Genomic DNA, 12,152 nt, shown 5'->3' on the forward strand with positions numbered 1-12,152 from the left:
TAGTAATAATACATAGAAAACTTAAACTAGCATCACAACCTGGAGGTACTTTTGAACGCAGGCAGCAAGGTAGATAAAATTCTCAATGCGTGGTTCGATTACATTGCATTGGATGATTATAGTAATGCCAGGATTGAAGCCAACAGCGATAAAGTCAAACAGCGTGGTGTAAAGCTAGTACGCGACCATGTATTAATTGAGGCAGCCACTTTTTCAGAACTACAAAAAAAAGTTAACCAAAGGCAAAAATTTCAACAAGAAGCAGCCTGGGTTTTATCTTTTCCACAAGTTTTAGATGTAGAAGAAGGGAAATCTTATCTTTGTCCTCTGTTTAGCTTGGATCTTACATCCATTCTCAAGGGAGAGTATCAAGAGCAAGGATGGAACTTAGATAGCTTGACACTCATAGAAGCTGGAGACAACTTAGCCACATTCCTTAAATTAGATGATGAACAGTGTGAAAAATTGATTACTAAAGATGGGCTACGACGGTTTCTTGAAACAACTTTTGGGCTAACATTTAATAGCTATCAGGATTGGATGGAGCGAATTATTATACCTCGTCGCTCTCGTGACCCAATTCAACGTCAGCCCTATTTGTTTGAGTTTACAGGCGGCAGATTTACTGGTAATCTCCGGCAAGACTTGAAAGATATTAAATTAGGCTCGAAAAATTGGTCAAAAAGACATCCAGCTTCTGAATATTTGTTCGGTGTGCCTAACTCTGCAAAAGACGAAGTTATTTACATGGGAGCTTTCCCAACTCATGCACCGACTAATTCACAATCAACAGCACTAAAACACGCTCAAAGTGAACCTATAACAGTTGTACAAGGGCCTCCTGGTTCGGGGAAAACTACTCTTATTCTTCATGTTATTGCTCAACAGGTAGTCAACCGCGCACTCAGCTTAATTGAAACTGGCAAGAACATCAATAACCTGACAGTAGTTAGTAGCACGAATAACAAAGCAGTTGATAATGTTATTGAAAAGCTAGATAAATTTTTAAAAAATGAATTATTTTATCTAAAAGGAGGGAATAAAGGTAATATTCAATCATCTAGCGGAGCCATCCAACAACTGCGGCAAGCTATTGAATTTTTACAAAAGAATAGCTTTGATGAAAAACTATATAATTCATTAAAACAGAGTATTAAAGCAATTAAAGTTGAAATATTAGCAGAAGAGTCTAAATATTTAGAACTACGTCATCAACGAGATTTAGATGAAAAACTACACCAACATCTTTCCGAGAAAATTCAAACACTGCAAAAGCATTTAGATGAAATTTTAGCTGCCATAACCCCTTTTCAAAGAGGAGCAAGAGCTTTATCAGAGTATAATCAACTACCAATCCAAGCTTATCGGACAATAGAGAAGTACTTTAATAAAGCTGAATCACTGCTATCTGAAGGAAAATTAACTTGGTGGGTTCGTCTATGGCGTTGGCTGACTGGTAAAACAGAAGAACGTATTTTACGTGATGTCAATTCAGTTTGCCAATCAGCAATAGCACAAACATCTGGAACTAGTTTTCCTATAGAACCACCTAGCACTCGTGCTGATTTAATTCAACAAGCGCGATTAGTTAGAGAAAGAATAGATAAGGCAGATGAGTTAAAAAATATACAACAAATATTAGAAAAAAAGTATAACGATAGAGACAAGACAAAGCAACAAAATGATGATGCTTTTAAGGAATTCCAGATATTAGAAGTTAGCTTGGCAACTCCACTAGAAGATTTTTATACTTCGTTTCATCAAAATTTTCATGACAAGCACCAAGAGCTATTTAAGTTATCGTGGCAGTTTCTTATTCAGCAAGCACTATACAGTAAAGACAGAGGAAAACAGACTTTAGAACTATATTCAAGTGTTCTCTCAGGATATAGGAAAGATAAAGATAGAATGGCAGAAAACTTAGATGAACATATTAAATATCTGAGTTTAATTTTTCCTGTCATCACTACCACGTTACCCTCGGTGCGAAATATGCTCCCGTGGGTTGAGGAATGTGTTGACCGCACAATTGTAGACGAAGCCGGAATGATTGACCAGCATAAAACTTTTCCGTTATTGGTGCGATCGCGCAAAGCTATTATTGTTGGTGATCCTCTACAAATTGAACCTATTATCAATCTAAGTCAGCAGAGACGCGATAATTACCGCCAAACAGCGTTTCTTGGCAGAGGATTAACTGAAATCGATTACCATCGTTACAGTCCAGAAGAGGAGTATAGCGCTACTACCTATCATCGTGCCGCCGGAGCAAGTGGAGAAGATAATGATCAAGGCCACGGAATTTTTTTGAAGGAGCATTATCGTTGTCAGCCTAGTATTATTCAATATTGCAACGCTATTACTAACTATGATTTAGAAATAAAAACAGAACCAGTAAATTCTTTATTAGATTCACACTTAATTGCTTACGACGTTGAAGGTAATATCCACAATAATGCAAATGAGGAAGAAGTTACTGCTGTATGTGAGATAATTCAACATTTGGTTAAGCAAGGTTACTCATTAGAAGACATAGGCGTTATTTCACCCTTTAACGTTCATGCTGCTGTATTAAAAGAACGATTAAAAAATAAATTCCCTAAACTAGACTCAAAATCTGTTGGAACAATTCACACTTTTCAAGGTTCTGAGAAGAGAGTAATTATCCTGTCTACAAAAGTATGCCGACCTCAAGATAATGTTTACTGGATTAACAAACGACCAAATCTTCTTAATGTGGCTGTATCGAGAGCAAAAGAACTATTTATTTTGGTTGGCAATCTTTACAAACTAGAAAAAGGAAATTTGACGCGTCAGCTAGTTGAACATATTCGGGAGCATGGGGTTGTTTTAGAATACAAATCTGAGGCTGAAATTCCCAAAGCTGAACCTGGAAATATTCTAATCTATAATTGTGAGCATTTACAAATTTTTCGAGAAGCTATTGAGCAAGTTGAAGAAGAATTGATCATTGTCACGCCTTGGATTCGAGGAAATGAATCAAAACGCTTTGTTAATGATGTTGTTTCAGCATTAGAAAGAGGGGTAAAAGTAACTGTAATTTACGGAAATAAAGGCAGCGAAGAAAATGATTATAATGATGCTGTTCTTGAGAAGAATTTGAGAGATTTATTCTCACGGTATTCAGGTTCACGATTCAGTCGTTTAGGTGAAGGAATACATATAGAAAGTAGGGGAACAAATGCAAGAATTTTAATTTGTGACACGAAACTTGCTGTCATAGGAAGTTGGAATTGGCTGTCTCATCCTTACAGAAAGCAATGTAGTAGAGCATCACTGAATATTAAGCCTCAAATTCGCCAAGAAACAAGCATAAAACTTTCTGAATTATCATCTATTGAGGATGTAAAAGCAAGTATTTCTCGACTAATTACATCATAATAAAAAAAAATTACATCAAAGTGCAAACAACCCGAAAGCCAAATCTACTATCAGTAACGCTTGCCATTTCAGAAAAGCGAGATGCAGAACGACAGCAATTTGGAGAAGAATCCCAAGAACCACCACGCAAAATTCGATATTCTTCATTGCCATCATTTAACCATACACTCCCATCTAAAGGTGCGCCTTGATAGTCTTCGTGTTCGTAATCAGCACACCACTCCCAAACTAGCCCGTGCATATCGCATAATCCAAAAGCATTAGCTGGAAAACTACCAACCTCTATTGTCTGCTGGTAATAAAAAGTATGAATATTTTCGTTATGTCCACAATAATTGGCTAAATTAGGCGTAATTATTTTGCCAAAATGAAATGGAGTTGATGTTTGAGCGCGACAAGCGTATTCCCATTCAGCTTCGCTAGGTAAACGATATTTTCTTCTTGTTTGTCGTGAAAGTCGCTCACAAAACTCTTGTGCATCATGCCAAGAAACTCTTTCTACAGGTAAGTTATCTCCCTTAAAACAAGATGGTTCCACTTTAAGACAGCGTTCAAGTGTTATAAACATTTATTAAAAATAGTGTAACTTTTTCTATCTCTAACTCACTCGATAGCTAAACTAAGCGATCGCAGACAAAAAAATAGCACATCCTAAAAGATGGCTATTTGTAGAAATTGTCTAATCCTAATGTTAGTTAGCAAATTGAATACACGCTCAACTACCAAATTTAAAAGGGAATATCATCTGGATCTGGTTCTTCCGCTTTCACTGCTGGATAAGTGGTTCGTTCATAATTTGTGGGTTGGGGTACGGGTTCGTAACTTGGCGCTTGAGTAGTAACGCCAACAGGATTTGTCGCTGGACGTGCTAACTCGTAAGTGGGAACATCTTTCTGTGGAGGACGAGATGCTGCTGGTTGTCGTGGAGCAGTTTCAGTGAATGATGGGGTTACGGTTGCTGAGGGCAATGGATCGGTATCAAAACTACCTCCAACAGATTGAATTTGTTGCACTGTCAATTCAGCACGTTTTTCTTTAAAACCTTCTTGACGATCAACAGTATTCATAGTTAAACGTCCTACCAAGATGACGCGATCGCCTTGGTGGTAGTTTTGCTGAATTTCTGTTGCTAAATTCCCCCAGCCAACAACTTTCAGGGTGGCTGGCGGATCTTCTGGTTTCTGGGAATTGGGAAACTGCACCAGCATTTCCGTCACTCCCAAATTATCCGCTGTATAGCGGAGTTGCGGCTCGTTAATAATTTCCGCCATCAAAACGCAGCTGTTCATTAAAATAACTCCTGACTGCAAAAAGTGCTGATTGAAAAAGAGGGGGTTTTTCTATGTAGTGCCAATTAATATCTAGATTGGTTTAATTGTTTGCATTTTTTAATAATATTTGAACAAATTTTCTACATCCACTCTGAGTTTTTAGTTATTTCTAGCATAAAAGCCAAGCGATCGCTTTGAACAGCATTGAGTATGCCGCCCGCCACCCTCGCTTGACTAAATTGAGCATTGAATTCTGCATGAAGTAGTATAATTGTACCACTCATTGCTTAAATAGAAAAAATTATTGGCAAAAATTAAGTCTTGACGTGAACCGGAAAAACACCCAAGGCAATCAACCTGGCGGGAAGGTCGCGCAAGATGGGTAAGCGCAAAAACGCAGGTGGTACAAAGGTGCGATTTGAGGTGAGAACCGGGGCCAATACCCGCTTTTGGATAAAAGTTTGAAATGCCTGAATGATGCGTGTGGGCAACTCGCGTTGACCTTGTACTTTTGCTAAGTCACTAAGTTGTACTTGTCCGTTTTTGAGCGGTTTGCTGAGTACATTCGCCGCGACGACAGCATCTTGAATCGCGTAGTTAATGCCAACTCCACCAACGGGGGACATGATATGAGCCGCATCACCGATAAGTAGCAGTCCTGGATGATACCAGCGTTTGACGCGGCTGGACTCAACTGAGAGAAAAGCTACTTGTGACCAGTCATGTAAATTTTGGATGCGTTGCTGGAATTCTGGCACTACTTCGACAACAGATTTTTTTAATTCCTCCAAACCCTCAGCCCGCAGTTGTTGATAGCCTCCTTTCGGAATAACATAGGCAACTTGCCACTCATCACCACGGTCAAGCATGGCGATTAGCTTACCTTGACCAAACCGCCCCATTCCCCCTTCCGGGTCTTCTGGTTGACGCGGTAGGCGAAACCAGAGGACATCCATTGGTGGCGAGGTTTCGATGGACTCAAACTCACCCAGGTGGCGTAAACGTGAGTGGCGACCGTCTGCACCCACTGTCAGTATTGCCCGGATTTCATGCCAACCACCGCCTCCTCGATAGCGGACACCTTGAATCAAGCCATTTTCGGTAATTAATTCCTGCACATTCGCACCCATTACCAGATGGAAACTAGGATATTTTTGTGCTTCTTGGGTGATAAACTCCAGGAATTTTACCTGGGGAAGCATTGTAATGTAGGGATAATGGGTTTTCAGATGACTAAAATCTGCGAATGTGACAGTATCTTGAGGAGTTTGAATACTAATTTGGCGCATTTTGGTATGGGGAAGTCCTAGCAAGCGATCGCTAAGTCCCAATTCCTCCATAATTTCCATCACCGATGGATGAATCGTATCGCCACGAAAATCGCGATCCAAGTCTTTGTGTGCTTCCAGCAGCATCACAGAAATGCCTTGACGCGCTAACAACAGCGCCAATACTGCTCCTGCTGGGCCTCCACCCACAATGCAACAATCTGTAGTTTGTACGTCTACAATGTCATGGACAGGGTTAACGCTTGGGTCTTGGGAAAGATTTTTAGGTACATCGGTAGTCATAACAACACCTCCTGACAGCCCTAAAATTTAGAATAGTTTGCTTTTTATGGTAAAAGCTGTTTTTTTAACTTTTCGTATTTACCCTGAACGTGTATTATTATGAGCGCTAAACTGTCATTGGTCATTAGTCATATTGTCCAATGCCCAATGCCCCATGCCCAATGACAATAATTAACAGTTGTGTCCCAAGTTATTTTAGAAAACGTTTATAAAAGTTTTTCCTCACGTAAAGGGGAAAGTGTTAACTCACAAACCCAATCTCCTCTCACACTTGCGGAAAAAACTGATGTAGCGCCAGAGCGTGCGGAAAGTGTCAATGTTTTGCGACGGATTAACCTGACGATCGCAGATGGCGAGTTTATGGTGCTGGTGGGCCCTTCTGGTTGTGGTAAAAGCACCCTACTGCGGTTAATCGCCGGCTTAGAAGTGATGACTGGAGGCAATATTTGGGTAGGCGATCGCTTGATCAATGACCTACCACCCAAAGAACGCGACATCGCAATGGTGTTTCAAAATTACGCCCTCTATCCTCACATGACGGTATATGACAACATCGCCTTTGGATTACGCCGTAGGGGAAGCAGGGGAGCAGAGGAGCAGAGGAGCAGAGGAGAAAATACTTCCTCGTCTCAATATCTTCAGGCGTGGGCGGAAAATCTTTTTGTGGGGGCGACCAGAAAGTTACCTAAAGGATTACGCTACATTTCTGACAAAGAACGGGCGGTGGATGAACAGGTGCGTAGTGTTGCCCAACTGTTGCAAATCGAAACATTGCTGAATCGCTTACCTAAACAGCTATCTGGGGGACAAAGACAACGGGTTGCATTGGGAAGAGCGATCGCCCGTGACCCTCAAGTATTCTTAATGGATGAACCGCTTTCTAACTTAGATGCTAAACTGCGGGCGGAAACCCGCGCCCAAATTGTGAAATTGCAGCGCCAATTGGGGACAACGACAATTTACGTCACCCATGACCAAACAGAAGCGATGACAATGGGCGATCGCATTGCGATTATGTCTGAGGGTAAAATTCAGCAAGTTGCTTCTCCCTTAGAACTTTACAACCGTCCTGCCAATCTTTTTGTGGCAGAATTCATTGGTTCACCACCAATGAATTTTATTCCTGTAGAATTTCATGCCCCGCAGTTGATTACTCATTCCCAGTTGCGTTTCACTCTTCCAGAAGTTTGGGGAAAAGCTTTACAAAAATATGATGGAAAAACTCTAATTTTAGGCATTCGCCCAGAACACTTGAACTTGAGTATGCCTGCTACCAAAAATCTACCAGTGCAAGTAGATTTGGTAGAAAATCTCGGCAACGATTCCTTTCTCGCTGTTAAGATTGCCGAACCGGGATCTAAACCTGCCACTACAGCCAATTACCTACAAGTGCGAATCCCACCAGACCGATTTGTACAACCTGGTGAGCAACTATGGTTATCTCTAACTCCAGAGAAGATTCACTTTTTTGATCCAGAAACCGAATTAGCAATATTTCCCTAGAAACTAATCTCCAATTTTAATTTTTCTACAGGAGCATAGCCATTGGAGTAGTGCAATATGTTAAAAGATATTGTCGCAGTAGAACTGCGAGAAAATTATCACCTATATATCAGTTTTGAAGACGAGGTAGAAGGAATAGTTGATCTTAGTAAGCTAATCAAATTTACAGGTGTTTTTGCACCTTTGCAAAATCCAAAATACTTTGCTCGATTGAAGTAAATCACGAAGTAGGAACAATCCAATGGCAATCAGGAGCCGACCTTGATCCAGATGTTCTCTATGCAGTAATTAGCAATCAACTATTCCTAACTATAAGTTAAGTCGTAGTGCGTGACAGTAAAAAATCTTTGATTAGCGATCGCACTCTTGTATCTCACCTGAACGATTAATCAAATAAATTTAAACATTGCTTTCGCCGACCCTTCTGACAAGCATTACAGGCAGAAGTTTTCGGCTCAAAATCAATACAGGCGATCGCTTGCTCAGAACAAGCTTTTTTGGGGTGTACAGTACATTTAAGGCGGTAGTCGTTGGTGAAATATTCGCAACCAGAACAGGGAATTTCATGCAGCCTTTTTAAATGAATTATCCCTTTTCTCAAGGTTAACCAGAAACTCGAAATAAATAGAATCATTACTGTCCAAGTGCCAAAAGCACACAAAATCATACTTAACATTAGTTATCCTCATAAAAATTCCAAAAAAAATGCCCACAGTCCACTGCTGTTAACCGCAGGCATCGGACTTTATTTAGCTAGTGTTGAGCGAAACTTAATTAACTATTAGTTTGACGCGATCGCCAAGAGTGCCAAACGTAACCTAAGAAGGCCACTACACCAAGGAAAAACTGAATATCTGCCAATCCTAAACGTTCATCACCGTAAAATTCTCTTGGAAAAACTGTCGTGTTATATCCCACAAACGCAGCAGAAATCCAAGCCATCAAAGCTAAACCCAGCAAGCTATAAGAAAGAATTTCTTCACCATTATCAATTGGCAAAATTTGTCTTACCCACGTAAAAGGTTGTACAAGAATATGCCACACGCCACCAGCAATTAAGATGAAGCCAATCAAAATATGACCACCAATGACATCTTCTAAGTTATCAACACTTGCCATTCCCAAAGGAGTCCAGCTACCATCTTTCAGACCAACTAAGTAGCCAAAAATCGTTCCTGGATTTAAATTGGGATTGCTAATTAGGCGGACATTTCCCAAATTAGTGTCATAAATTCCGCCAAAAATCATTGCCTTTAGCACTAACAAAAATGCTCCCAAACCCAGAATAATTAGGTGATGACCTAAAATTAAACCCAATTGCTCGGGGTCATTCCATTCATAGTGAAATTTTGCCGTCTGTCCACCGGCATTATATAAAATTGCCGGAGCGCGAAATACATGAAAAAGTCCACCCGCACCTAATACAGCAGATGCAACTAAGTGCAAAATGCCAATTACAAAATAGGGATAGGTATCGACTACTTCTCCTCCAGCACCGACACCCCAGCCCAAAGTTGCTAAGTGGGGTAACAAAGTCAATGCCTGTTCATACATTGGTACGCTAGGAACAAAGCGTGTAACTTCAGATATTGTGATTGCTCCTACCCAAAACATAATTAAGCCTGCGTGAGCAATGTGAGCGCCTAATAATTGACCAGATAAATCAATTAAACGAGCATTACCCACTAACCACGATAAATTTGTGTCTGCTGCTAAGGTTCTATCAGTTGTAATTGTCATAGTTAAATACTCTTAAAAGTGCTAGGTGCTGTTAGCGGATAGCTAAGGTTTAGCCCGTGCTGAGTAGGGAGTAGTCAACTTAATGTTAAAAGGGCGGTTAGAAACCGCCTCTACACAGTCAAAACCTGCCTAGCCTGCGGCAACGCCAAGGGCGAACGCAGGTTGAATAACCCTTCAATACTGCGTAGGTTTTGCCTAAAAAAGCACTCCGGGGTAGGTTGGGTTGAGGAACGAAACCCAACCTTTTGCGGGGTTGTTGGGTAACGCATTGCCTCAACCCAACCTTGTATCTTAGAAAGAGTAGTATTGGAAAACTATTAATTTTTCGTTAGTCCGCGCAGGCGGACGAGAGTTTGTGTAGCCGCGAATTCTATTCGCCAGGTCTTAAGTTGACTCAGCACTCACAACTCAGCACTTATTACGATTCGCTACCGATGGCATTTAATGCCCTTTCAATTCGGCTAAAGTCAACGCCAATTGCTCGTAGAGCGTGCCACAGATGACCTTGCAAGAAGAAGAAAGCTAAGAAGAAATGGGCATTTGCTAACCATGCTCTGGAAGTATAACCACCGTTAGCTAACTTAATGCTGTCGGCAAAATAAGGGCTAACTCCGAGTTTTACTTCCAAGGTAGAGCCATAAAATTCCACGGGATAAGCTAAGGTATTCACCGCACAAAAGTAAGCTGCAACAAATCCCGCTAAAGCAATACCGCCTAAAGAATAGGAAAGGATGGCTTCACCAGAGAAAATTAAAAGCTTTTTCGCCCAAGGTAAAGGCTCTATGAGGATGTGCCAAATACCCCCGCCAATTAGTAACAAGCCTACATAGATATGACCGCCGACTAAATCTTCTAAGTTGTTAACTGTGGCAAAGTGAGTTTGATAACCATAAATGACCAAGGGGTTGAGGGTAGGATCGGTGACAACTCGAACATCGTGAATTGTCGAGTCGTACAGTCCTCCCCAGAACATGGCTTTTCCTACTAGGAGTAAAGCACCTAATCCCAAGAAAATCAGGTGATGTCCTAAGATAAACCCAAGTTTTTTCGGGTCATCCCATGTAAAGTGAAATTTCCGAGCGCGACCAGTGGCGTCTTTTAAGTTTTTTGGAGCTTTGAAGGTGTGGAAAAGTGCCCCTGCACCAAGCACGGCTGAAGAAATTAAGTGCAAAGCGCCGATAACGAAATAAGGGTAAGTATCGACAACCTGGCCACCTGCGCCCACACCAAAACCCAAGGTGGCTAAGTGGGGAAGCAAAATCAACCCCTGTTCACCCATAGGTATTTCGGGATTGTAGCGAGAGATTTCAAACCATGTAAACGCCCCAGCCCAGAGCGTCGTCAGCGCTGCTTGTGCCACATGAGCGCCGATAAATAAGCCAGAGAGATTGGCGAAGCGGGCGTTACCAGTCCACCAATCAAATTTGAGGTTGGGATTGCCGTATGTCTGCATTGTTAATCTGAGTAAGATTGTTGCTAGTAATATTCAATTAATTGGTTCTTTTTCAGCAGTTAAATATCGTATGAGTGCTACTACTGTAGACTCGGAGCTTTTATCTGAACGAAGAGGGGTTCTTCCAATTCACCGCAGGCGTTAACGATTGTCGTCAGATATGACTTCTTGGCACATACTCTGCTTATTGAGAGTTAATTACCAATTATTGAGATTACAAATTTAGTTTATTGAAAGTAATTCCTATTTACTAAATCTCTTTACAAAATGTAATCATCAAAACTGGAGAAAAAATAAGCAGCGCAAACGGAGCGGCAATAGTAACTATCACCGCTCAAACAACTCTTGGCTGCAAGCAAATTATTACTTTTTAAGCGTGGGTTATTCTGCTTTCTGGCTTCATGAATAACTTGTAGAAGTACTCAAGGATAGTGGAGATCCTTCTAGTAAATGTGGATGGTGACGTTGCCAAAAACTCAAAATCTCTTCGCCAACCTCTTGAGGATAGAAGTAGTGAAAAAAATGATGCCCTTGTGGGCATTCCCAGAGCTTATCTTCTGGCTTGAACCAATTCGACCAGTCATGTAATGCAGGTGGGTTGACTATCGGATCGCTCTTGCTACCACATACCATCATTGGCATAGAAACTCCACCCTTGGCTAAATAAATCAACTTAAACAAAGAGTGTGATGATGGAGATTGTTCTAAATCTTTATCTAAGGCAGCTACTAACTTTTTAGTGGTATGAGGTGGTTGATTTCCAAATAGACTGCGAACGGTGCTTGCCAAAACTAGTTCGCGGCTGATGCTAAAAAGTTGTCGTTGAAAGTAATAGTGAGCTTGCCAATTGTTTGCAGGTTGAGCTGCTACAGCCAGCAGAGTTAGCGATCGCACTTTTTGGGGAAATCGCTGGGCAAAGGTTAAGGCAATCGCACCACCCATCCCATGTCCTGCTAGATGCACGGGGCGATCGCACCATTCTAAAAAGTCATATAGCAACTCCACAGCTTGATCTATAGAACTGGCTTCATCTTTGGTTTGCTGGTATTCCCACTGGGCGACATTTATATGCCCAGATAAATATTCAAGCAATGGTTTATCAAAACGCTGTAAAGCAGGACTGGCACTTAACCACAAAACATCAAATGAATCAGACATAAATACCTATAACTTCTAAATTATCAATTCTAGTAGGGGCGTACAGCTAGCTGT

The 12,152-nt window shown here is 41.0% G+C and carries 12 protein-coding genes; 3 read left to right on the top strand and 9 right to left on the bottom strand.

The window, feature by feature from the left end:
- Positions 1-51 precede the first annotated feature (51 nt).
- Complete coding sequence (locus HWQ44_RS09840) at positions 52-3,402, top strand: AAA domain-containing protein (RefSeq protein ID WP_292718021.1); 3,351 nt, start codon at positions 52-54, stop codon at positions 3,400-3,402.
- Positions 3,403-3,412: 10 nt separating this feature from the next.
- Here HWQ44_RS09840 and HWQ44_RS09845 read toward each other — a convergent pair whose 3' ends face one another.
- The 4 genes from HWQ44_RS09845 to HWQ44_RS09860 form a co-directional block, all read right to left on the bottom strand.
- Positions 3,413-3,970 carry a formylglycine-generating enzyme family protein gene (locus HWQ44_RS09845; protein ID WP_292718023.1) on the bottom strand — a complete coding sequence of 186 codons (558 nt, stop codon included), beginning with the start codon at positions 3,968-3,970 and terminating at the stop codon, positions 3,413-3,415.
- A 160-nt stretch (positions 3,971-4,130) separates the two neighbouring features.
- On the bottom strand, positions 4,131-4,691 hold the full coding sequence (locus HWQ44_RS09850) for a single-stranded DNA-binding protein (protein WP_292718024.1): 561 nt from the start codon (positions 4,689-4,691) through the stop codon (positions 4,131-4,133).
- A gap of 122 nt (positions 4,692-4,813) precedes the next feature.
- Positions 4,814-4,957: a hypothetical protein gene (locus HWQ44_RS09855; RefSeq protein ID WP_292718026.1), complete on the bottom strand. Its 144-nt coding sequence runs from the start codon at positions 4,955-4,957 to the stop codon at positions 4,814-4,816.
- A 30-nt stretch (positions 4,958-4,987) separates the two neighbouring features.
- The gene (locus tag HWQ44_RS09860) at positions 4,988-6,244 is read right to left on the bottom strand and encodes an FAD-dependent oxidoreductase (RefSeq protein ID WP_292718028.1); all 1,257 of its coding nucleotides are present in this window, start codon (positions 6,242-6,244) and stop codon (positions 4,988-4,990) included.
- Between the two features lie 180 nt (positions 6,245-6,424).
- Here HWQ44_RS09860 and HWQ44_RS09865 point away from each other — a divergent pair, with 180 nt between their 5' ends.
- Positions 6,425-7,747, top strand: a complete 1,323-nt coding sequence (locus tag HWQ44_RS09865; RefSeq protein WP_292718030.1) for an ABC transporter ATP-binding protein — start codon at positions 6,425-6,427, stop codon at positions 7,745-7,747.
- A gap of 57 nt (positions 7,748-7,804) precedes the next feature.
- The gene (locus HWQ44_RS09870; protein ID WP_292718031.1) at positions 7,805-7,966 is read left to right on the top strand and encodes a DUF2442 domain-containing protein; all 162 of its coding nucleotides are present in this window, start codon (positions 7,805-7,807) and stop codon (positions 7,964-7,966) included.
- A 166-nt stretch (positions 7,967-8,132) separates the two neighbouring features.
- On the opposite strand, the gene HWQ44_RS09875 is transcribed toward HWQ44_RS09870, so the two are convergent.
- From HWQ44_RS09875 to HWQ44_RS09895, 5 genes are all read right to left on the bottom strand, one after another.
- Complete coding sequence (locus HWQ44_RS09875) at positions 8,133-8,423, bottom strand: hypothetical protein (RefSeq protein WP_292718033.1); 291 nt, start codon at positions 8,421-8,423, stop codon at positions 8,133-8,135.
- Positions 8,424-8,521: 98 nt separating this feature from the next.
- Positions 8,522-9,487, bottom strand: a complete 966-nt coding sequence (locus HWQ44_RS09880) for a chlorophyll a/b binding light-harvesting protein (protein ID WP_292718035.1) — start codon at positions 9,485-9,487, stop codon at positions 8,522-8,524.
- Positions 9,488-9,597: 110 nt separating this feature from the next.
- Positions 9,598-9,756 (bottom strand): hypothetical protein, encoded by a 159-nt coding sequence (locus tag HWQ44_RS09885; protein WP_292718037.1) that lies wholly within the window; start codon positions 9,754-9,756, stop codon positions 9,598-9,600.
- 149 nt (positions 9,757-9,905) lie between these two features.
- Entirely contained in the window at positions 9,906-10,940 is a 1,035-nt protein-coding gene (locus HWQ44_RS09890; RefSeq protein WP_292718038.1) for a chlorophyll a/b binding light-harvesting protein, read from the bottom strand.
- A gap of 399 nt (positions 10,941-11,339) precedes the next feature.
- Positions 11,340-12,098, bottom strand: a complete 759-nt coding sequence (locus tag HWQ44_RS09895) for an alpha/beta fold hydrolase (protein ID WP_292718040.1) — start codon at positions 12,096-12,098, stop codon at positions 11,340-11,342.
- Positions 12,099-12,152 lie beyond the last annotated feature (54 nt).

Origin of the sequence: Nostoc sp. JL34 (assembly GCF_017114945.1) — a bacterium.
Classification (GTDB): domain Bacteria; phylum Cyanobacteriota; class Cyanobacteriia; order Cyanobacteriales; family Nostocaceae; genus Nostoc.